We start from the raw sequence: 22,338 nt of genomic DNA on the forward strand, positions 1-22,338 counted from the left end.
GAGTCATCCCGCACGACCCACCATTATATAAATTCCCAAACGCCCAAATCACTATTTCCCCATCCTCTTGTTACCTACTCATATATTCAGTCTGCTAACTTTACAATAAACATCACGCCAATAAATAACTCACCCTCGAATCACAGGCATAAAAAAAGGCGCCGTAGCGCCTCTTTAGAGATTTTTTTCTGATACTTAGAGCACCAGGCCCGCGATAGATGCGGACAGCACACTGACCAGCGTAGAGCCGTACAGCAGTTTCAGGCCAAAGCGTGAAACCACGTTACCTTGATGTTCATTCAGACCTTTAATCGCACCGGCTACAATACCGATAGAAGAGAAGTTAGCGAATGAAACCAGGAACACTGACAGAATACCCACGCTGCGAGGTGACAGTTGTGAGGCGACTTTCTGCAAATCCATCATGGCGACAAATTCGTTAGAGACCAGTTTGGTTGCCATAATACCGCCGACTTGTAAGGCTTCATGCGTCGGTACGCCCATGACCCAGGCAAACGGGAAGAAGACATAGCCCAAGATACCCTGGAAGCTAATACCGAACAGCAGGCTGAACAAAGCATTCATCGCAGCAATTAACGCGATGAAACCAATCAGCATTGCTGCAACGATAATGGCGACTTTGAAGCCAGCCAGGATGTATTCCCCCAGCATTTCAAAGAAGCTTTGCCCTGCGTGCAGGTTGCTTAGTTGCAACTCTTCCTCGTCCTCTGCTTTATACGGGTTGATCAATGACAACACAATAAAGGTACTGAACATGTTGAGCACCAGCGCCGCGACCACAAATTTCGCGTCCAGCATTGACATATAAGCACCAACAATCGACATAGAAACAGTCGACATTGCGGTTGCAGCCATGGTGTACATGCGTTTTTCAGACATTTTGCCCAAAATGTCTTTATAGGCGATGAAGTTTTCAGACTGACCCAAAATCAGTGAACTGACGGCGTTGAATGATTCCAGCTTACCCATGCCGTTAACTTTGGACAGCAAAGTACCAATTATCCGAATAACGATCGGCAGCACTTTGATGTATTGCAAAATACCAATCAGAGCAGAAATAAAGACAATAGGGCACAGCACTCTCAGGAAGAAGAACGCCAGACCTTTATCCCCCATATTGCCAAAGACAAAATCGGTACCGGTAGCGGCAAATCCAAGTAACTTGTCGAATAAGCCGGCGAATCCTTTCACAAAACCCAATCCAGCTTCTGAATGGAGGAAGAAGTACGCCAACAACACTTCAATAATCAACAATTGAATAACAAATCGAATGCGGATGCTTTTACGATCTTTACAGGCAGCCAGAGCTAATATGGCCACCACGACTAAGGCCAACGCAAACTGCAGAATATGGGACATGTGTGCTCCAAACTTGAGGCAGGCTAGATTTTGGTGAACATTTTATGTAACGGCTACATTAAAAACGAGATATAAGCTGCAAATATAGAAATTCACTTTCATAAATGCAAACGAATTAGTGGGGTCGATCACAAAAAAACGGATGTTAATAATTTGCTCTAGAAGTCGTTTAAATATGCTAGCTTGAACGATTGTAGTCATTCGTTCTGAAAACAGCAGTGTGACCATTAACTCAGCTTTTCAGAAATCGGGAATTGACCATTACTGCATGGCAGGCTATACGGTATCAGCTATCAGAGAGATAAGCTTCACCGCTATAAATGCGCTTGATAATTATTATCATTTGACTATTATGGCTAGTAAGAAAGTAGACGCAAATTTTCCAAGGGTAACACTGAATGCTGAATAGCCGTGTTGTCGATACATCTCGCAGTACATCAAGGAGGTTAAAACTCTCCCTGATGGGGCCTGCTTTTATTGCCGCCATTGCTTATATCGATCCTGGTAATTTCGCGACCAATATTCAGGCCGGTGCCTCATTTGGTTATACCTTACTTTGGGTTGTGGTATGGGCCAACGTCATGGCGATGCTAGTGCAATTGCTCTCCGCCAAGCTGGGTATTGCGACGGGTAAGAATCTGGCTGAGCATATCCGTGACCGTTTCCCTCGCCCGGTGGTATGGGCTTACTGGGTACAGGCTGAGATTATCGTGATGGCGACCGATCTGGCCGAGTTTATCGGGGCAGCGATTGGCTTTAAATTGTTGCTGGGGGTCAGTTTGCTGGAAGGGGCAATACTGACTGGCATCGCCACTTACCTCATTCTGCTGTTGCAAGATCGGGGACAAAAACCGGTCGAACTGGTGATAGTCGGGCTGTTATTGTTTGTTGCGGCAGCTTATGTTGTTGAATTGATCTTCTCTCAGCCCGATATTGTGGCCCTTGGTCGCGGGATGCTTATTCCGAGTTTACCTAACAGTAACGCCGTCTTTTTAGCGGCCGGGGTATTGGGTGCAACTATCATGCCGCACGTTATTTACCTACATTCCGCATTGACCCAAACGGAAGGAAAAGAATCTAAAGCTGAGCGTTACGCTTCGACCAAGTTTGATGTGGCGATTGCTATGACGATTGCTGGTTTTGTTAATCTGGCCATGATGGCGACCGCCGCTGCGGCTTTTCATTTCAGCGGTTACCAGAACGTGGCTGAAATAGAAGAGGCATATTTGACCTTACAACCCCTGTTGGGCAATGCTGCCGCCACTATTTTTGGCTTGAGCCTAATTGCGGCCGGGCTTTCATCGACCGTGGTAGGTACGATGGCGGGGCAAGTGGTGATGCAGGGTTTTGTGCGGTTTTATATTCCAATGTGGGTACGCCGCAGCATCACTATGCTGCCTTCTTTTGTTGTCATTATCGTTGGGATGGATCCGACCCAGATATTGGTCACGAGTCAGGTATTGCTGAGTTTTGGTATCGCGTTGGCATTGGTGCCGTTACTGGCCTTCACCAGTAATAAAGAATTGATGGGGGAGTTGGTTGATACAAAATTCACTCAGATTTTGGGTAAATTGGTTGTTTTGTTCGTGATTGGGTTAAATGGTTACTTACTGGTGACGCTGATTTAAACGCCAGCAACAAATGTCGTTAGCTGTTATCAACTCTTCTGACGACATTTGTTTATTCATAATATCAATTAGTTAGTCATCATGATGATGGCGTTCATGGCCCTTACCACGACGATGTTTTTTACCGTGTTGGTCATAATGCTTATCGTATTTTCTGTAGTGCCCTTCACGGTAATAATAGTTCTTTTTCCACCAATCCCTGTTCTGCCAGCGGTGTCCATCCCAGTAATGTCCATGGCGGTTACGCTCACCTAAATCCCGCCCCTGATGATTTTGCCACCACTGGCGATCGCGCCAATCATAACCATCCCAATAATTACCACTACGATCTTGTTCGCCAATCTGCAAAGAAATGCTGGGTAATAACTCAATACTCTCAGCATTCGCCATAGGAATTAGCGGTAGCCAGGCTAATATCGTTACCAGTAATAGCGGCCTTAATGAAGCAGGTCTAAATACAGTCGCTTTTAAAATACCCACTTTTAACATTATTTATCCTTACCCAGCCTGATTGGCTATGGCGCTATCTTAAACAATGGGTTGGCAACTGGGATTCGGATAAAACTGTAAAATAAGAATTTAGGATTTATCTGTGAGTATGATGGATGAAGAGGGTACTTGAGTACCCCCTCGACGTGTTTTAAAAAGAGAACGTTTACACTAAAATATCTTCAATAATTTTTATTTCTTCATCGTTGAAATCAGCATGTGCCAGCATACCCACGGCATCGTCAATCTGGCTGGTTTTACTGGCACCAATCAGTGCTGAAGTGACTCTTCCACCACGTAATACCCAGGCTAAAGACATCTGCGACAGCTTCTGCCCGCGTTCGAGGGCCAGATCATTTAAGCGGCGTACTTTAGTCAGTTTTTCGGCGGTAACCTGTTCAGGATTAAGGAATTTGCTGTCGCTGGCCGCCCGCGAGTCCTGTGGGATACCCGCCAGATAACGATCCGTCAATAACCCGCCAGCTAACGGTGAAAATGCAATAGAACCCACGCCATATTCATCCAGCGTGTCTTGCAATTCTGTTTCAATCCAGCGTTCAAACATGGAATATTTGGGTTGATGAATCAGACAAGGCGTACCGAGCTGTGCCAGAATTTCGCAGGCCTGGCGTGCTTGTGCCGCGGGGTAGTTGGATAAGCCGATATACAGGGTTTTACCTTGGCGTACCAGTAGATCCAATGCGGCCATGGTTTCTTCTAATGGTGTATTGGGATCTGGGCGATGATGATAAAAGATATCGACATAATCCAGCCCCATACGTTGCAGACTTTGATTAATACTGGCAACCAGATATTTCTTTGAACCCCAGTCACCATAAGGGCCGGGCCACATGGTGTAGCCTGCTTTCGAGGAAATTATCAGTTCATCACGATAAGGGCGCAGGTCTTGTTGCAGGATCCGGCCAAAATTCAACTCTGCTGAGCCGGGGGGCGGGCCATAGTTATTGGCTAAATCAAAATGGGTGATGCCGTTGTCAAAAGCCCGATGAATCAGATTGCGGCTGTTTTCATACCGGGTGCTGTCACCAAAGTTATGCCAAAGGCCAAGAGAAATTGCCGGGAGCATTAATCCACTACGACCACAACGATGATACGCCATCTCCTGGTAACGAGAAGATGCTGCTTGATAGACCATGATGACCCTTATTAGCGAGAGTAAACGACACTTTAGTGTATGCGTTTTCACCGACGAGATAAGTTAGCGCGATCACAGCTTTATCCCCTTTTTACCTAACGAATGCGGCTTATGCCGCTGATGGCTACGCCCGCGTTATGCCTGCGGCAGCGCTGCTGACCACGGTTGGGGTCGGTGCATTAAGTGCTATCAATGGTATCGCCGGCAGTTTCGCTGAATATCTTCCGGTCATTCACATTGTTGGTACTCCGGCTTTAGGTTCGCAAAGGCCGGAGAATTGTTGCATCACTCGTTGGGCGATGGTGACTTCAGCCATTTTTCCCGTATGGCGAAAGAAGTCACCTGCGCGCAGGCCAATTTAACTGCCGAAAACGCAGCGGCTGAAATTGATCGCCTACTGGTGGCGGCACTGTATATGGTGCCCAATTGGCACAACCGCAGCGGCGGATGATATTGCTGGTGGGGGATGGCGCTGCTCAGTTAACAATACAAGAATTTGGCTCAATGCTGCGCGATGGGTTAAATCTTATTATTTTTCTACTCAATAACCAAGGATATACGGTAGAGCGAGCCATTCATGGGCCACATCAGCGCTATAACGATATTGCGGTCTGGGATTGGACTCAATTGCCACGGGCATTGGCTGTGGGTAAACAATACGTTACGCATTGTGTTACGAAGACACATCAGTTACAGCACCTGTTGGCGCAAATCGAAAACGGCCAACACTTGGCGTTGATTGAGGTGGTATTGCCGCAAATGGATATTCCTGACCTATTGATAAATGTAGCTAAATCTATTTAGGCGCGTAATGCGGCTATCTGATATTACCTGTCAATTGATCTAATAACCAATAGCCTGCCGGCCCTGGCGGGTTTTTTTTCGACCAAACAGCGTCGATTGAGATCATTTTTGGCCAACGACTGGTTGGTAAAGAGACCAGTTTTTTGCGGCTATATTGATCAACCAGCCAACGTGGCAAAATTGCCCAGCCGAAGCCTTGCTCCGCCATTTCCAGTAACATCAAATAGCTAGGAGCTGACCATATGAGTCCCTGTGACTGATTGCGCTCGGTGCGGTTGTAAGTGTTAAGGCAAAGCTGACGGGTGGTGGCCAGTTGCTCGGGATGAACTTGAGGCAAATGGGCCAGTGGATGATCCTGTTGAACAAATATTGCCATTTCAGTCTGTGTGGCTAATCGGCTGGCAGCAATATCAGACGGATAGCAAGACTGAACTTCCACTACGCCGATATGTGCTCGCCTGAGTTGTAATAGGTCAATAACGTCAGCCTCTTCGGCAATCAGGCACTCAAACTCGATATCAGGGTAACGCTGCTCAAAGCGACGCAGTAAATCCTCATGATGTGTTGGTTGATAGGTGTCAGACAGCACGAAGGTCAACCGGGTTTCAACCTGACCCGCCAGGCGGATTGACAGATTATCCAGCCGCTCGCTGGCGGCCAAAATTTCCTGTACATGGGACAACACACGGCGGCCATGGTCGGTCAATACTGGCTGACGAGCTTGTCGGTCGAATAACGTTAAACCGAGATCAGCTTCCAAATTAGCGATGGCGGTGCTGATGGTCGACTGACTTTTGCGCAACTTACGGGCGGCGGCTGAGAAAGAGCCAAGTGCGGCGGCTTCGACGAATGCAATCAATGCTTCAGGAGAATAATGCATAAACTATCTGTTTTATCGATGGGTTCTATTTTTAATCTATCTTAAAAAACGATGATAATCACCTCCGACAATCTGATATTGGTTAATTTAATAGGTGTTTTATGCAAGTTCATCACAGATCTTTTTTTGAGCGAGTTCTCCATGCTATCGGCTTTGAAGTGATTGCCGTCGCGATTTGCGCGCCTGTTGGAGCATGGCTGCTGGATCGTTCACTGCTGCAAATGGGGACATTAGCCGTCATTCTCTCTTCTGTGGCGATGTTGTGGAATATTGTTTACAACAGTTTATTCGACTACTTCTGGCCTGTCAGTCGAGTGGCAAAGACCTTTCGAGTGCGGGTACTGCATGCGTTGGGCTTTGAAAGTGGTTTTATCCTGATTGGCTTACCTATCGCGGCTGTGGCTTTAGGGATTTCGCTGTTACAGGCATTTATGTTGGAGATAGGTTTCTTCCTGTTCTTCCTGCCTTACACGGTATGTTACAACTGGGCCTATGACAGCCTGCGCGCGCGATACGTTCCCGTCAGTCTGTGACACTGAAGTCAGTTTCTGACGAAGGGCGCAGTTCCCGTTAAATATTTAAGCCATTTTTAAGGCTCAGCAGCGGTATTTTGCCGCTGCTGAAATGTTTTTATGTGATCTTTATCGCAAAGCGAAAGGGTTTACCGCATTGATATTGTTGTTTTCCCAACCTAATTTTACAGTGGGCATAGTTGAAGTTAAGCATTCCTGTAACGGAGAAGTTTCTGATGACGAGCTATGCCCTGGTGGGTGACGTTGGCGGCACTAATGCCCGTTTGGCGCTGTGCGCTGTGACAACGGGTGAAATATCACAAGCAAAAACATATTCAGGGCTGGAATACGCCAGTCTGGAAGATGTAATAAAGCAATATCTGTCAGAACATCGGGTCACGGTAACCGATGCTTGTATTGCCATCGCCTGTCCAATTACCGGGGATTGGGTGGCGATGACCAATCATACCTGGGCATTTTCCATTGCCGCGATGCAACAAAATTTGGGGCTGAATCATTTGGACGTTATCAATGATTTCACTGCGGTATCGATGGCGATCCCGGTGTTGTCTGAGCAGGATGTGCTGCAATTTGGCGGTACATCGCCACAACCGGGTAAACCGGTTGCAGTGTATGGTGCCGGTACCGGCTTGGGTGTGGCACATTTAGTTAACGTGGGCGGCCGCTGGATAAGTTTGCCGGGCGAAGGCGGCCATGTGGATTTCGCCCCTAACAGCGAAGAAGAAGACCATATTCTGGCGGTATTACGTCAGGAACTGGGCCACGTTTCTGCCGAGCGAATACTCTCGGGGCCGGGGCTGGTCAATTTATATCGGGCGATTGTGATTTCTGATGCACGCCTGCCGGAGAATCTGGCACCTAAAGATATTACTGAACGCGCACTGGCGGATAGTTGTACTGACTGCTGTCGTGCATTATCGCTGTTCTGTGTGATTATGGGGCGCTTTGGCGGCAATCTGGCATTGAATCTCAGCACGTTTGGCGGTGTTTATATCGCTGGCGGCATTGTGCCACGCTTTATGGCGTTCTTTAAAGCGTCCGGCTTCCGTGGTGGTTTTGAAGATAAAGGCCGTTTTAAACAGTTCTTACAGGATATTCCGGTTTATATGATTACCCACCAGCAACCTGGTTTGCTGGGAGCAGGTGCTTACTTGCGGCAAACGCTAGGGCACCAATTATAAGCTTTTTGTTCGCCACCGGTTGAAACAGGCATGCAGAGCCGAGGCTCTGCATGAGGTTATTGACAAAGCTGCTGATAGTTCAGTCAATTGTTTCCACTCAGGGTTCTGGTTGTTACGCTGGAAGGGGCTGTTGGCATAATGTCTACCTCGACGATCCCCAATTGCTGCTTGCCGATAGCCGTCAGGTTGTCCACAGTGGCTCGGCCTATAAAATCTACCTCGAAATCATCGGCGGCAAAGTCAGGTGGCGAGCGACCATAAATAAAGCTGGCTAACTGGCGCGGCAGGTAAATAGCGTTTTTTTCACACCACGGGGCCGCTGCGATATACATGACGTTACTGTCAAATTCACCGTTATGTTCATTTTCTACTGAGTGAATCACGTCGCAATGCCAGAAGACGGTATCACCCGCTTCCAAATCTGGAATAGGGGAAATTGCTTCCATTAAAAGAGGATGCCACTGCTCAGAGGCAGACAACGCACGCCCAGGAGCCGCCCCGCACAGGTCATCATCGGCAACATCATCTTGTAATGCGCGCAGCAAGATATAAACCATGGCATTGGCTATCGGAATAACATTCAACGTCCCGGCATGGGTGCGTTGGGGGGTCAGCGCGGTCCAGCCCTGAAAGGTGCGGAACATCGAACATACCGCCGGAGACGGGAACTCCCGCACTTCGGGGCGGCCTTCTGCGGCGAAGGGGTCATACTTCTGCCATTCGCCAGAGAATACATGGCGGTAAACATGGCGGAAATTCTCATCCAGCCAGCGCTCGATAGAGCCACCATCAACGTGAGGTGATAGCCCCAGTGATGACGATTTTGGTGGGCGGCGACGAGTCCGGTCGGCATAGGTCACCACACGGTTAGCATCAAAATGTTGTTTGCCATTACTTTCGGTTTGCCACAGATTATTCAAGAATATCTGCACCGCATTCATGCGTTTATCCTGACGGGCTTCAACCTGCGGTGTTGACCAGTAAATACCGTAAATTTGTGGCTTGCTGGCTGCCAGGGTACCGAAGTAATTATCTTCTGCGGCATTTTTCAGGCGTTCGACAAAATTATTACGATCCAGATAATTACCGATTTCACGGTTCCAGGCTGCTGCTTTTTCGCTCGGGAATACGCCAAGGATGGCACAACATCCGCGCTGTTTTATTTGCGTTTTTTGTTCATCGGTGACGTTGCCATTGATAATATCGTCGGCATGAATACGGGGAACCGGGTTCTCGCCCTGTGCCAGACTGCGGCGGATCTCGGTAACCTGTTGGCGAATGTTCTCTTCCACGGCTTGAAACACCTGCTGATAATCAGGTAGCGCCTGACGTAATTGTTGCTTCACCGCTTTGATTGCTGCGGGAATATCGTTTATTTGTAGTGAAACCATAATGCTGATTCTCCGATAGCTGTAGGGGCTACAGTCATACAATGGTCTACACTCTGCTGACCATTTGTTTGTTTTTTGTTATCTTAAAGTAAATATTATTGAAGTGAAATGGAGAAGAATAAAGAGATGAGGTTATGGAAAAATTGCCTCTTTAATTTCCTGTCTTCTTTTTATGACGAACACCTTCAATTCGAGGGGGAAAATGGCACCTGTAATCCCGATGTTTAATAACACGCCCATTGCTCTGAAAACACCACGGCTGACGTTAGACAGCCTGAACGAGCAGGATTGGCCGCTGTTTTTGCGCTTATACCAAGATCCCGACGTGCGGCGTTACATGACTGACCCGATGGAGCTCCCTGAGATTCGCGCGCGTTTTGAATCGCGTCTGCGGCCGTGGGAGAAGACCTCCAGCCATTGGCTTTGCCTGGTTATCCGCGATCGAGACTGCGGGCAGGCTATGGGTCTTACTGGTTTTTTAGCGGAATGGTTGCCGTTACAGCAAGCTGAGGTCGGTTATGCCATGCTGCCGTCTTGTCAGGGAAAAGGATTTGGTAAAGAGTCGCTGATGGCGGTATTGGCGTTTGGCTTCCAGCAATGCCAGTTTCATAAAATGAAAGCGACAGTCACGGTGGGTAACCATGCTTCACGGGGGTTACTGCAACGTTGTGGTTTTCAACTGGAAGGCACATTGCGTGATAACTTTCAGCTTAGTGGGCAATGGCGTGATGACTGGATACTGGGGCTGCTGGCCAGTGAGTTTGAACTACCGTAACTTCGCCGATGCGTTAGAAATTTGTTAGCCGCCACTCGACAGGTATTCAGCGCTGGGATATGTTCATCAACAGACCATCTGATGGTCAGCGTCGCTCGGACGGTCCGGGCGCTCACGTATCCTCGAGGAAATTATGGCTGAACACCCTGCTAAACGTCGTTTTACCCGTATTGATCGTCTCCCCCCTTATGTTTTTAATATCACTGCTGAACTGAAGATGGCCGCCCGCCGTCGCGGTGAAGACATCATTGATTTTAGTATGGGTAATCCGGATGGCCCGACACCGCCGCATATTGTTGAGAAAATGTGCAGTGTCGCACAACGTGAAGACACTCACGGATATTCAACCTCTCGGGGGATACCGCGTCTGCGTAGGGCAATTTCCCGTTGGTACGCCGATCGCTACCAAGTGGATATTGATCCGGAAAGTGAAGCTATTGTCACTATCGGCTCAAAAGAGGGGCTGGCTCATCTGATGCTGGCAACACTCGACCACGGTGATACCGTGCTGGTACCCAATCCCAGTTATCCGATTCATATTTACGGCGCGGTGATTGCCGGGGCGCAAGTACGGTCGGTGCCACTGACCGAAGGCATTGATTTCTTCGGTGAGTTGGAGCGCGCGATCCGTGAAACCATTCCTAAACCGAAAATGATGATCCTCGGCTTCCCGTCCAACCCGACGGCGCAATGTGTGGAGCTGGACTTTTTCGAGCGAGTGGTCGCGCTGGCGAAACAATATGACGTGCTGGTGGTACATGATCTGGCTTATGCTGATATTGTCTATGATGGCTGGAAAGCGCCATCAATCATGCAGGTCCCCGGCGCGAAAGACATTGCCGTGGAGTTTTTCACCTTATCAAAAAGTTACAATATGGCCGGTTGGCGTATTGGTTTTATGGTCGGTAATGCTGAACTGGTCAATGCATTGGCACGCATTAAGAGCTATCACGACTACGGTACCTTTACTCCGCTACAGGTAGCGGCTATTGCTGCGCTGGAAGGGGATCAACAATGTGTTCGTGATATCGCCGAGCAATACCGGCAACGCCGTAACGCCTTGGTGCGCGGGCTGCATGAAGCCGGTTGGATGGTCGAAAACCCTAAAGCGTCAATGTATGTCTGGGCTAAAATTCCAGAACCTTACGCGCAGTTAGGTTCACTGGAGTTTGCCAAACGTTTGTTGTCTGAAGCTAAAGTTTGTGTCTCACCGGGGATTGGATTCGGTGATTATGGTGATACCCACGTTCGTTTCGCACTGATCGAGAACCAGGACCGGATCCGTCAGGCTGTTCGCGGAATTAAAACCATGTTCCGCGCTGACGGTTTGTTGAAACTGAGTAAAACCACGTCAACTGACGAGGTTTAATCCGTCATCTGATCAAATAATTCGCGGTAGAATACTTATTCTGACTGGCCGCCAAGGTGTCCGGTCAGAATAAAATAGCGGTTCTTCATAACGTTATATACCTGTCTTTAATGTTATCTTCATCTACTTTGCCGCATACTTATAATAAGTTAAGCCATTTTGTATGACTTCAGTGGAGCATGCAGCTATGAGAAATCGCTATTCCTTACCCCAGATAACCCTACATTGGTTAACATTATTGATGATAATTCTGACTTATGCGGCAATGTTACTCAGTGACACCGTGCCTGATGAGGACCGGACATTAGTCAAAAACCTGCATTTCAATTTTGGTATTTCTGTCTGGATACTCATGTTGGCGCGGCTGTGGTTGCGTCAGCGAAATGTGACGCCAGTCATCACGCCAAAATTACCTGATTGGCAGTTGTTAGGCGCGCATATTTTGCATTGGGGGCTGTATCTGATGTTCTTATCGCTGCCGATCTTGGGGGTTCTGGCGCAAGCTTATGGCGGAAAAACCTGGTTCTTACTGGGCTGGCAGGTGCCGCAGTGGGTAACACCGAATGTTGAGGCTCGCAGCTATCTTAAGCAGACTCATGAGTTAATCGCCAATTTAGGCTATTTCTTGATTGGCGCTCACGCACTGGCAGCTCTTTATCATCACTATATTCGCCGTGATGATACGTTACGCAGAATGATGCCAGGCAAATGATCCTATGAGCGGAAAATGATAAAGGGCGCAAATGCGCCCTTTATACGATGTTAGGTAGTAGATGGTTTGAATAATGGTTACTCGACCATCATCATGAAGGTGCCAACCCAAATCACCAACATAATTGAGATACCCATAAAGAAATATTTCACTGAACAAACTCCCCCTTGGAGCTACCTCACCAGCCTGAGCAACTCAGTGACTGTCTACGAGTTGATGGCGTTACTGTAATCCCAATAGGGAGAGACTTTCAATACTGTAATTTTATGCATCAGATCACACTTCCGGACATAAACAGCAAATAATGTTAGTCAATGTATTGAAGTGTGAAGCTATTAACGTTTTTTTAAATTATCGTCTAATAACAATTTGTTACTCTCTTGACCGAAATTTAAGCCCATCAGTTGACTTTTCGCATCATCACATCGGTTTCAAGGCCCAGTAAGTATAGGGCTTGCTCCAGTACTTCAACTTTAGAGGCATAACCTACATCCAGTAAGCGCAACATTCCATCCGCATTCAAACCGAGCTTGCGTGCCATATCGGCTTTATCAGTATTTGTAGCGAGTAGAGCATTATGCAACTCCACTTTCATCCGCACCAAAATCGGCACATGAACAGCGATATCACCCGGTTGCAGCGCTGACGGGGCAGGGATTGTGCGGCCGGCCTCCATCTCAGCAGCAATACTGTTCTTGATGCCTTCTCGTGCTGCCAGTTCGATATTTTCGTGCTGGTATGCTACAGACGGCGAATCAGGGAAATCGCGATATTGAATGTCGTATTCGTCGCAGGCTTCATCGAAGGTATAACGGGCTGGGTAATGGGACACGGTGTGACTCCTGTGGGGGAACAAGCTACTAAAGTTACTGGCATTGTACTGACATCAACAAGTCTGGGTTACTTATTTAGTGTATCTATCCAAGTGAAGGTGACAATCACTGCGGGGGAATGCATCATTACCGCAGAGCATAAGAAAATATTTTTCCTTATGATGATACGGTAAATAATATTCAACAATCTATAAAGAATTTTTATTAATATAAATCGCAGTAATGATAAGTAATAAAGTAAATAATCTTTAAGTAAAATACTTTTTATTTATTGAGTTAAATCTGCTCTAAACCCATTCATTTAAATACGTTAAAATTTTTGTTGTTGTGGTACTATGCGCCGGAAAAATATTTTAAATCATTAGCAAACAAATACTTACTTGCTAATACTTACTTTCTACAACTATTTCATTGTATTTTAAAAGAGTCGATGTTTTAACTTAAGGTAAATTTATACTATTTATTCCTTCCAATTATGTAATTTAATCTTTTATTGAGAATATTAATTTTATGATGAAAAAAATAATTTTGACCACGACTTTAATAACCGCGACTTTATTAAGTGGATGTGCGAGAGAATCCTCACGTTCGTTAGATGTGGCAAAGGTTGCCTCTTACGGCACGCAATATAACGGTCCTCGCAGCCCTATCTCCGTTGGTAAATTTGATAATCGTTCAAGCTATATGAGCGGGATATTCTCCGATGGTGTGGACCGTTTGGGCAATCAGTCAAAAACCATTCTGGTGACACATTTACAACAAACTGGCCGCTTTAATGTGTTAGAGCGTACCAATATGGAAGAGTTGAAAGCAGAAGCTGCCATTGCAGGCAAAAGCCAGCAGTTGCAAGGGGCGATGTATGTTGTCACCGGCGATGTGACCGAGTTTGGTCGCAAAGAAACCGGTGATCGTCAGCTATTTGGTATTTTAGGCCGGGGTAAATCTCAGGTGGCTTATGCCAAAGTCAATTTGAATATTGTCAATGTTAATACTTCTGAAGTGGTGTTTTCTGCACAAGGTGCTGGCGAGTATGAATTGTCTAACCGTGAAGTGATTGGCTTTGGCGGGGCGGCAAGTTATGACTCAACGCTGAACGGTAAGGTGCTGGATTTGGCTATTCGTGAAGCTGTCAATAATCTGGTTGCGGGTATTGAATCAGGTGCATGGCAGCCTGCGAAATAATTATTAATAACGTGTATGGATACCGTAATATGAAATTAATACAGAAGATGTCTCTGTTATTGACCGCCGCTATTTTGGCTGGTTGTGCCACAGCACCGAAGCCGATTTACCACTGGGATAATTACCCATCGACGGTTTATGAATACTATAAATCCGATGCCAGCCCTGAACCGCAAATTGCTGCCTTAAAAGAGAGTATTGAAAAATCACGCGCTAAAGGTTTGCCCGTGCCTCCAGGCTTACATGCACACCTTGGCATGCTGTATGGCAATACCGGCCAGACAGAATTAGCCATGGCTGAATTTAACACAGAGAAATCAGCATTCCCTGAGTCTGCTCCGTTTATGGATTTCTTGATGAGCAAGGACAAGGGGGCATTTAAATGAGATCTATTTTTGCGGTGTGCGCTATTATAATGGCGCTGTTATTGACAGGCTGTGCCAAACCGGTACCGCAGGATTATTCTGCATTTAAGCAAAGCAAACCAAAGAGTATTTTGGTGTTGTTGCCGCAAAACCAGTCGCCTGAAGTGGAGGCCAGCCATGGCATGTTATCGCAGGTCACTTACCCCTTATCTGAGGCAGGTTATTATGTGCTGCCAGTCGCGGTCGTTGAAGAAACCTTTAAACAAAATGGCATGACCAGTGCCGGTGATATTAGCGCCGTCAGCCCTACCAAGCTCCATAAAATCTTTGGTGCTGATGCAGTGCTGTACATTACCGTGGTCCAATATGGTACCTCTTATCAGATCATTACCAGCGATACCCGTGTCACTGCGAATGCAAAGTTGGTTGATTTAAAAACCGGTAAATTGTTGTGGAGCGGCAGTGCTACCGCCTCCAGCAATGAAGGGAATAACGCTGGAGGCGGCATCATCGGTATGCTGGTGCAGGCGGCGGTAGCTCAGATTGCCAATACTATGACCGACAAAAGCCATGATATTGCTGGTATAACCAGTGCCAGAATGCTTTCTGCCGGCACGCCTAATGGTATTTTGTATGGCCCGCGCTCGCCACAGTACGGTAAAGATGCTAATTAAGTCTCTTTAGCGCCTATGCCCCCTAAAGTAGCAGGGGGCATTTATTTGATACCCCCCAAGGTTTGTGATTCAATCGCCCACTTTCCCGGTTAGAAACTGCATTTCCAATGCCATCGCCGGGCATCTGGATACACATTCGCCGCAGCCATTGCACCGTTCATCCACTAATGTGGGTGGGTGGTTGGGCTGCCAAAGTAGTGCTTGCTTCTCACAATAATCGGCACAACTATCGCAATAGATATAGGTATTCTGACAGGGGTTTTTTATGACGGGATGGGGGCTGGTTGCAGGCGACGCCGGTGATGAATCGCCAGTTGCTCCTCTTAGTAAGCCACGGAATAACCCCCGGCGGCTGATAACCCGGCTTTCCATGTAGGCTTTGTAGTAGCGCTCGTCTCTGGTCATCTATTTGTCTTGATCACCGATACAGCTCGTGGGGGTGGGGGAATAAGCCCAGCTCACTTTGCAGGGTTTTTAGATAGCATTCGCTTATTTTTGCCAGTAGTGGATAAACCTGATGCTCAACCTGAGCATTTTTTACCTGCTCAAGGTAGCGATATGCCCACGGCAGTAAATGTTCGGTTAGTAATGCTATCGCCGCTTCACTGGGTTGTTGTTTAGTTAAATGCGGCTGCTCAATCAAATGTACCCATGCCAATAACATTAAACCAAACTGATCCTCTGGCTCACGGATGGCACTCTGGCTTGTCAGCCCTAATGCTGACAGAAATTGGCGATATTGTAGTGTGCTGGCCCCCATCAGGATATTTTCTTTATCCAGATAAACCGAGCCCCAGGGAGGCGCGGGCATCTCACCTTGTCCCTCAAATAGAATCGAAAAATCGTATTCCAGTTGATCGGGCGTGACATCTGGTATCTGTTGGCAATAGCGTCCAATTTTAGCCGGATTGGGCCACGGGAAAATCTCGGTGATTTGTGGCAATAACGGCCAGAGGCGCTGTACGGTATCGGACTGCGGTGGGTAGTAAAAACATGCGCCCAAAATCCGTGGCAAGGTGGTATTTAATAAGGTCAAAATGTTCTCTCTACAAACTGGATAATCGTAGTATTGATTAGCCACAGGCAGTTGCGGCTAATCAGTGATTTATTTTAGTAAATTAGTCGAATCAACAAGTTAATTTACATGGGTACTTGCCAGAGATTGTAGAAAGCAATGCGCCCGGCCAATTCACCGATGACCAGCGCTGATGCACTGACCGCCAACGTGGTCCGGGGGATCCTATCTTTCAGTAATGCCGCTGCGGCAACAAAGATACCTAATGTCAGTAGCAGAATTTGAATTCCCCAGAACCACGTCTGTTGGCTACTGAGATCCGCTGAACTTTGGCCAAGGAAACTTAAGTAGCCCGGCTTATTCACCAACGTCACGATAGCACCCACTAATACCGCCAATGCGCCGAGTTGGCGAGCACTGGCCAGAATGGCGAAAGCACCACCGCCGACCAGCACGGTCATCCACAGTTGTAATGAGGTGTACGATGTATCCCAGTTAGGCACCGTAGTCAGTTGATAGACTTGGGTTATAGACCAGGCAAAGGCCAGCCCAAAAATCACGGTTGCCACATTGCACAGCATTGCCAATACGGATTTTTTCACCATAGTTGAGAAAAAAACGGTGCCACACGCCATGGCAACGAACAGACCACTGAGCAGGATTTCATTGCTCATGGGGGAGCGGCCAACACCCAGCAACATATTGACAGCGCGCAGTGGTTGCCCGACATGCAGTGTGCCGACGATCAGGCCCACCATCATCAGAATCAGGCCGATAATATTGGCTTGTTTCAATTGCTGTGGTGTGGTCATACCCAGTAGGTTACTTAGCAGGGCCAGAGCAAATAGCCCGACGGCGGTTTGCCCCAGTACGGTGAAAAACACCAAGGGTAATTCATGCATTTTATACCTCCGTCGGATTTTGGATGCGACCAGAGGTATCACCGGATGGCTTGGCATCGCGATGGCTTCTAATCACCAAGTTGGGGTGTGTCAGATGCGAGTGTGGTAGTGGTGCAATAGCATTTTCTTCACCGTATTTATCTCTTAATACCGTGATTTCATCGAAGTCTAACGCCCGCTGCGGGCAAGATTCGACACAGACTGGCTTGTGCCCTTCAGCGACCCGTTGATAGCAACCATCACATTTGGTCATCAACTTCTTCTTGGCATCAAACTGTGGTGCGCCGTACGGGCAGCGCATTTCACAATAACGGCAGCCGACGCAGAGATCCTGATTAATAACCACCAAACCGTCTTCTTTGCGTTTGTGCATCGCGCCGGTTGGACAGCCGGTTACGCAGGTCGGTGAAGAGCAGTGGTTGCAGGCGATAGACAAATAGTAGTTGAAGACATTTTGTACCCAGATATTGCCTTGCTGAGCCCAACTTCCACCGCCATATTCGTACACCCGGCGTAGTTTAGGCCCGAGATCCAGGTTCTTCTCATCCTTGCAGCTTATTTGGCAGGTTTTACACCCTGTGCACTTGGTGGAGTCGACAAAAAAACCATATTGCTTCATTACTCAACTCCTTATACGCGTTTTACTTCAACGAGGTTGGTGTGTTGTGGATTGCCTTTCGCTAATGGTGAAGGCCGCAGTGTGGTCAACGTATTGATACAACCGCCCACGTCGATGCCATCCTTGTTGAGATTACGCCATGCCCCTTGTGGCACGGTGATAACACCCGGCAAGACCCTTTCAGTAATTTTGACTGCAATGCGCATACGGCCTCGGCTATTAAAAATTTCGACCATTTCGCCTTGTTGTATCCCGCGAGCTTGGGCATCAATGGGGTTCATCCAAAACTGGTGTGGTACGGCTTCCCGCAGCATTGCCACGTTGTAATAGGATGAGTGGGTATGGCCTTTGATATGGAAGCCGCTCATTTGTAACGGGTAGGTTTTCATGGTTTCGACATCACTAACCCCTTCAAAGCTAGGGCAATATTCAGCAACAGCCGTAATGCGATCACCTGGTGTCAGTTGCCACTCTTTTTCCAGCGTCGCTAGCGCTTCTGAATAGATCTCAATTTTACCTGAGGGTGTCTTCAATGGATTATTCAGCGGGTCATCACGGAACGCTTTTAACGCGATATATTGGCTGCTATCAGCGTAAATACGGTCAATAATGCCTTTGTCGTTGGTTTGCTCGAAGGGCGGTAATGACGGGTTTTCCTCACGCATTTTGTTATAGCTGATTTCAATCCATTCTTGCTGGGTATGACCTTCAGTAAATGCATCACCAACGCCACACTTAGTGGCAATTTCGGCTAAAACATCATATGACGGGCGGCACTCCCACAGCGGCTCAATCGTATTTTGCAGCCGTGTCACGTAGTGATAAGCGCCACTGGCGTAGGAGTTGTCAATCAGATCGTTTGATTCAACTGAGGTGACATCCGGTAATAATAAATCAGCATATTTGGCCGAGGTGGTCATGTGGTTTTCCCACACTAAAATAAACTCGCACAGCGATTCATCTTGCAAAATAGCGTGGGTTTTATTCAGATCAGAATGCTGATTGCCAATAACGTTACTGGCGTAATTCCACATAAACTTAATATTGGTATCCAGTTTATCTTTATTCTTCACATGGGCGTTTTGAGCGGTCATTTCGGTGCCACGGAAGATAGCATCAGTCCACATAAAGCAGGGGATAGCTGTTTTTACCGGATTCGGAATGTTGAACCTAGGTACCGGATATTTCACGTTTCCGCCCCAGGCTCCGGTATTGGTTCCGGCCCGGCCGATATTCCCGGTTATCAGTGGCAGCATCATAATTGAGCGAGCGGCCTGTTCCCCATTGGCACTACGCTGAATGCCCCAGCCTTGTGAGATCCATGCTGCGCGGGCATTTCCTAACTCTCGGGCTAATTGGATAATACGTACCGGCGCAATACCGGTTATTTCACTGGCCCATTCCGGCGTTTTTTCTACCCCGTCGGCACCATTACCTAAAATATAATCTTTATAAGAGCCATTGGCCGGGGCCGAGGCGGGTAATGTTGTGGCATCCCAGCCAATACAATATTCTGTCAGAAAGTCCTCATCAGTCAGATTTTCTTTAATTAATACATAGCCTAATGCTGCAACCAGCGCGGCATCGGTACCTGGAAATATGGGGATCCACTCGGCATTAAGGGTAGTAACACTGTCCGTCATACGGGGGTCGATAATAATGACTTTGGCTTTACTTTTCTCCAGAGCATGGACAGTTTCAATATATTGGCCGCCGCCTGACATCCGTGTTTCTGCCAGGTTATGACCAAACATGACCACTAAATCTGAGTTTTTAATTTCATCCAGCAAGGTTTCATCTGTATTACCATAAATATACGGCATCACAGTATTGATTTGAGCGGTGGAATAAGTACCGTGTTGATCCAGAAAACCGCCGATCAAACTCAGCATTCTTTTACAGGCATTACGGCCTTGTAAATTAGCGCCGGTAGAACCGGAACCATATTGATAATAAATGGCTTCATTACCGTATTGCGCAATGGTCTTTTTCAGATTGTCGGCAACAATAGTCGTCGCTTCATCCCAACTAATGCGCTTGAATTTACCTTCACCGCGCTTACCGACACGCAGCATTGGATATTTTACCCGATCCGGATTATATGTTTTCCATCTTACAGATCGGCCACGTAAGCATGGGCGAATTTGATGCTCACCAAATGTGGCATCATCATAAATGGCTTCATTAGCAATCTTAATAATTTCACCGTTTTTGACATGTACTTTTAGTGGACAGCGGCTACCACAGTTGACCAGACAAGCACTGTATTTAATGGTTTCCTCAGTTACTGCGGCGCGCGGTTCTGGTGCGGCATGTACTGAGAAAGGCAGAGTGATTGAACCGGCTATTGCCGCAGCCCCGGTCACTGCGGCGGATGTTTGAATAAATTCACGGCGACTCAGTGAGCCGGTGATAGGTCTTTTATTGTTGTTCATCGACATTACCTTTGCGGAGGACATTATCTTGACGAAAATAAAAAAAAAAGCAGGATGGAATGATAACGCCTCACATTAGGAAATAATTTGTTACTTTTATATGATGTAAATCAATTAAGACGTCATAACAAGAAGATAATTATAATTTATGTGAGAATGCCGAAGGTTATTAATGATTTTTTGCCAGATATTAACTATTTCCTATACATAAAATCTTTATATTTATAGAAAATCTAATGCTGCAATGAAGAATCAATCTCAAATGGCATAGGGATATTATTATTCGCATGTTTTATTGGTTTATTTAATTTACCTTAATAATCTTGAGGAAAGTCTTAATAAAATAGTGCCAATAATTTAGTTATTATTCTTACCCATATAAAGAAAGTTGCTGCTAGCATTAACCCGACTAAAATGAAGTAGTGATCTTTTTTCTAGGGTTAGAGGAGATCTACATCGGGACTCTTACCTCTACCCGCTTGCAGGGAGTCAGTACCATGTTGAATATGAAAAACAGATTCGATGGTAACAACATCTTAGGTGAGAAGAATATTCACGCAGTTTTTGAGCTGAGTTTATTGCTGAAAGCGATGTTGGCGGTGATGGAAATTATCGCCGGTATTTTAACCTATTTTGTTACCCCTCAATTTTTACTCAATTTGATGCATCGCATCACGCAAGTTGAGTTTATCGCAGACCGTGGCGATGTGGTGGCAAATTATCTGCTGCATGCCGCCCAAAGCCTTTCGATCAGCAGCCTGCATTTTGCTGCATTCTATCTGTTAATTCACGGCGTGGTTAAGCTGTGGATCATTATCGGACTGTGGCGTAAGAAGTTGGGTTATTACCCTGCGGCAATAGTGATTTTTAGCTTATTTATTATCTATCAACTCTATCGTTATACTTTCACCCACTCGGTGCTCTTGATCCTGATAACGGTGCTGGATATTGTTGTTATTGCTCTGACCTTGCTGGAGTACCGGCGGTTACGGGCCGAGCAAAAGTAGCGCTTATTGCAACACCATTACAGAGAGGTGTAGGCGATCATTCAGTCAGCAAAAATATGGGCCTGACCCATGATGGTCAGATCAACCATTAAACCGATGCTAATCCCTTCCCGGCTGATGGTCTTGATTTCAACTGTTTCTTCGCAGCCGACAATATATAAGGTGAGGGTTGAGATAAAACCAGCAAAATCAATGTTGGTAACCTTAGCCAGACAATGAGTGGAGTAGTGATGTTCGGCGGGCAACGGCGTGATGGTAATTTGCTCGGGCCGCAACATAATACGTATCAGACCATGGCGTTTGGTATCGTCAACTTTGACTCGACCTAATGCACAATCAGCCCATCCGGCCTTAATATTGGCGGAAAGAATCAGTGTTTCGCCAAGGAACGTCGCGGTTGGTTCATCAACCGGTCGCAAATAAATCTCTTGTGGCGGGCCAACATGGGCCAGCTTGCCGGCGCGCATAACCGCCACCTGATCGGCAAACGACAAGGCTTCAGTTTGATCATGGGTGACCAAAATAGCGGCAATATTCGCTTGTGCCAATAGTTCGGCCACGGCTTTACGGGTTGACGCGCGTAAGGCGGTATCCAGTGCTGAAAACGGTTCATCCAATAACATCAGTACCGGGCGCTGTGCCAGTGCTCTGGCGAGAGCCACTCGCTGTTGCTGGCCGCCGGAGATCTCATGAGGCCAAAGTTGAGATAATCGCCGGTCCAGTGCCACCATCTCCATTAACTCATCAACCCGCCGGGCTTTGTCCTGTTTGCTGCCTGTTAATCCATAAGCAATATTGCCTGCCACAGTAAAGTGCGGAAACAGAGCACCATCTTGCGGCACAAAACCAATCCCTCTTTTATGTGCTGGTACATGGGTTGAACTGTCGAATACCGGCTCCCCTTGCAGGATAACCTTACCGTGATCCGGCGTTTCAAAACCGGCAATAATCCGCAGGAGCGTGGTTTTACCCGAGCCGGAAGGCCCGACAATGGCGGTACGGCTGCCC

General features: G+C 47.1%; 22 protein-coding genes and 2 pseudogenes. 11 read left to right on the plus strand and 13 right to left on the minus strand.

Annotation, left to right across the window (positions count from 1 at the left end; genetic code table 11):
* Window positions 1–195 precede the first annotated feature (195 nt).
* The gene (locus AEP37_RS17260; RefSeq protein ID WP_049614524.1) at window positions 196–1,380 is read right to left on the minus strand and encodes a NupC/NupG family nucleoside CNT transporter; all 1,185 of its coding nucleotides are present in this window, start codon (window positions 1,378–1,380) and stop codon (window positions 196–198) included.
* 398 nt (window positions 1,381–1,778) lie between these two features.
* On the opposite strand from AEP37_RS17260, the gene AEP37_RS17265 reads away from it, so the two are divergent.
* Window positions 1,779–3,008 (plus strand): Nramp family divalent metal transporter, encoded by a 1,230-nt coding sequence (locus tag AEP37_RS17265; RefSeq protein ID WP_049614525.1) that lies wholly within the window; start codon window positions 1,779–1,781, stop codon window positions 3,006–3,008.
* 72 nt (window positions 3,009–3,080) lie between these two features.
* Here the strand turns inward: AEP37_RS17265 and AEP37_RS17270 are convergent, their stop codons facing one another.
* Window positions 3,081–3,497, minus strand: a complete 417-nt coding sequence (locus AEP37_RS17270) for a DUF2502 domain-containing protein (protein ID WP_072086336.1) — start codon at window positions 3,495–3,497, stop codon at window positions 3,081–3,083.
* 166 nt (window positions 3,498–3,663) lie between these two features.
* Complete coding sequence (locus AEP37_RS17275; protein ID WP_049614526.1) at window positions 3,664–4,653, minus strand: aldo/keto reductase; 990 nt, start codon at window positions 4,651–4,653, stop codon at window positions 3,664–3,666.
* Between the two features lie 101 nt (window positions 4,654–4,754).
* Here AEP37_RS17275 and AEP37_RS25715 point away from each other — a divergent pair.
* Window positions 4,755–5,457: pseudogene (locus AEP37_RS25715) on the plus strand (thiamine pyrophosphate-dependent enzyme); the annotation flags it as partial.
* A gap of 13 nt (window positions 5,458–5,470) precedes the next feature.
* On the opposite strand, the gene AEP37_RS17285 reads toward AEP37_RS25715, so the two are convergent.
* The gene (locus AEP37_RS17285; protein WP_049614528.1) at window positions 5,471–6,337 is read right to left on the minus strand and encodes a LysR family transcriptional regulator; all 867 of its coding nucleotides are present in this window, start codon (window positions 6,335–6,337) and stop codon (window positions 5,471–5,473) included.
* A gap of 101 nt (window positions 6,338–6,438) precedes the next feature.
* On the opposite strand from AEP37_RS17285, the gene AEP37_RS17290 reads away from it, so the two are divergent.
* Together AEP37_RS17290 and glk are read left to right on the plus strand one after the other, a co-directional pair.
* Window positions 6,439–6,870 carry a multidrug/biocide efflux PACE transporter gene (locus AEP37_RS17290; protein WP_156168644.1) on the plus strand — a complete coding sequence of 144 codons (432 nt, stop codon included), beginning with the start codon at window positions 6,439–6,441 and terminating at the stop codon, window positions 6,868–6,870.
* 215 nt (window positions 6,871–7,085) lie between these two features.
* Complete coding sequence (glk, locus tag AEP37_RS17295) at window positions 7,086–8,051, plus strand: glucokinase (RefSeq protein WP_049614529.1); 966 nt, start codon at window positions 7,086–7,088, stop codon at window positions 8,049–8,051.
* 146 nt (window positions 8,052–8,197) lie between these two features.
* On the opposite strand, the pseudogene AEP37_RS17300 reads toward glk, so the two are convergent.
* Window positions 8,198–9,442: pseudogene (locus tag AEP37_RS17300) on the minus strand (DUF1479 domain-containing protein); the annotation flags it as partial.
* Window positions 9,443–9,662: 220 nt separating this feature from the next.
* Here AEP37_RS17300 and AEP37_RS17305 point away from each other — a divergent pair.
* The 3 genes from AEP37_RS17305 (at window position 9,663) to AEP37_RS17315 (ending at window position 12,298) form a co-directional block, all read left to right on the plus strand.
* Window positions 9,663–10,217 carry a GNAT family N-acetyltransferase gene (locus tag AEP37_RS17305; RefSeq protein ID WP_049614561.1) on the plus strand — a complete coding sequence of 185 codons (555 nt, stop codon included), beginning with the start codon at window positions 9,663–9,665 and terminating at the stop codon, window positions 10,215–10,217.
* Between the two features lie 133 nt (window positions 10,218–10,350).
* Window positions 10,351–11,586, plus strand: coding sequence for an alanine transaminase (gene alaC / locus AEP37_RS17310; protein ID WP_049614530.1), 1,236 nt, complete (start codon window positions 10,351–10,353; stop codon window positions 11,584–11,586).
* 187 nt (window positions 11,587–11,773) lie between these two features.
* A complete protein-coding gene (locus AEP37_RS17315) occupies window positions 11,774–12,298 on the plus strand; it encodes a cytochrome b (RefSeq protein WP_049614531.1) in 525 nt (174 codons plus the stop codon).
* A 77-nt stretch (window positions 12,299–12,375) separates the two neighbouring features.
* On the opposite strand, the gene ypdK is transcribed toward AEP37_RS17315, so the two are convergent.
* Together ypdK and AEP37_RS17320 are read right to left on the minus strand one after the other, a co-directional pair.
* Window positions 12,376–12,450, minus strand: a complete 75-nt coding sequence (gene ypdK / locus AEP37_RS26190; RefSeq protein WP_156168648.1) for a membrane protein YpdK — start codon at window positions 12,448–12,450, stop codon at window positions 12,376–12,378.
* A gap of 248 nt (window positions 12,451–12,698) precedes the next feature.
* A complete protein-coding gene (locus AEP37_RS17320; RefSeq protein ID WP_049614532.1) occupies window positions 12,699–13,130 on the minus strand; it encodes a type II toxin-antitoxin system HicB family antitoxin in 432 nt (143 codons plus the stop codon).
* Between the two features lie 511 nt (window positions 13,131–13,641).
* Between AEP37_RS17320 and AEP37_RS17325 the strand changes: the two genes are divergently transcribed.
* The 3 genes from AEP37_RS17325 to AEP37_RS17335 are packed head-to-tail and all read left to right on the plus strand — an operon-like array spanning window position 13,642 to window position 15,352.
* Window positions 13,642–14,313, plus strand: coding sequence for a CsgG/HfaB family protein (locus AEP37_RS17325; protein ID WP_049614533.1), 672 nt, complete (start codon window positions 13,642–13,644; stop codon window positions 14,311–14,313).
* Between the two features lie 29 nt (window positions 14,314–14,342).
* Window positions 14,343–14,699 carry a DUF4810 domain-containing protein gene (locus AEP37_RS17330; RefSeq protein WP_049614534.1) on the plus strand — a complete coding sequence of 119 codons (357 nt, stop codon included), beginning with the start codon at window positions 14,343–14,345 and terminating at the stop codon, window positions 14,697–14,699.
* The gene (locus AEP37_RS17335) at window positions 14,696–15,352 is read left to right on the plus strand and encodes a DUF799 domain-containing protein (protein WP_049614535.1); all 657 of its coding nucleotides are present in this window, start codon (window positions 14,696–14,698) and stop codon (window positions 15,350–15,352) included. The genes AEP37_RS17330 and AEP37_RS17335 overlap by 4 nt, the downstream gene beginning before the upstream one ends.
* A 69-nt stretch (window positions 15,353–15,421) precedes the next feature.
* On the opposite strand, the gene AEP37_RS25110 is transcribed toward AEP37_RS17335, so the two are convergent.
* The 5 genes from AEP37_RS25110 to AEP37_RS17355 form a co-directional block, all read right to left on the minus strand.
* Window positions 15,422–15,757, minus strand: a complete 336-nt coding sequence (locus AEP37_RS25110) for a 4Fe-4S binding protein (RefSeq protein ID WP_072086339.1) — start codon at window positions 15,755–15,757, stop codon at window positions 15,422–15,424.
* 13 nt (window positions 15,758–15,770) lie between these two features.
* Window positions 15,771–16,388, minus strand: a complete 618-nt coding sequence (locus AEP37_RS17340; RefSeq protein WP_162208223.1) for a TorD/DmsD family molecular chaperone — start codon at window positions 16,386–16,388, stop codon at window positions 15,771–15,773.
* Between the two features lie 104 nt (window positions 16,389–16,492).
* Window positions 16,493–17,269, minus strand: coding sequence for a dimethyl sulfoxide reductase anchor subunit family protein (locus tag AEP37_RS17345; RefSeq protein ID WP_049614537.1), 777 nt, complete (start codon window positions 17,267–17,269; stop codon window positions 16,493–16,495).
* Window position 17,270: 1 nt separating this feature from the next.
* A complete protein-coding gene (locus tag AEP37_RS17350; RefSeq protein WP_049614538.1) occupies window positions 17,271–17,888 on the minus strand; it encodes a DMSO/selenate family reductase complex B subunit in 618 nt (205 codons plus the stop codon).
* 11 nt (window positions 17,889–17,899) lie between these two features.
* Entirely contained in the window at window positions 17,900–20,323 is a 2,424-nt protein-coding gene (locus AEP37_RS17355; protein WP_049614539.1) for a DmsA/YnfE/YnfF family dimethyl sulfoxide reductase, read from the minus strand.
* 497 nt (window positions 20,324–20,820) lie between these two features.
* Between AEP37_RS17355 and AEP37_RS17360 the strand changes: the two genes are divergently transcribed.
* Window positions 20,821–21,330, plus strand: coding sequence for a DUF2127 domain-containing protein (locus tag AEP37_RS17360; protein ID WP_049614540.1), 510 nt, complete (start codon window positions 20,821–20,823; stop codon window positions 21,328–21,330).
* Window positions 21,331–21,371: 41 nt separating this feature from the next.
* Here AEP37_RS17360 and AEP37_RS17365 read toward each other — a convergent pair.
* On the minus strand, window positions 21,372–22,338 hold a 967-nt coding region (locus AEP37_RS17365), incomplete at its 5' end, for an ABC transporter ATP-binding protein (protein ID WP_049614565.1).

The sequence above is a fragment of the Yersinia pekkanenii genome, assembly GCF_001152565.1.
GTDB classification, from domain to species: domain Bacteria; phylum Pseudomonadota; class Gammaproteobacteria; order Enterobacterales; family Enterobacteriaceae; genus Yersinia; species Yersinia pekkanenii.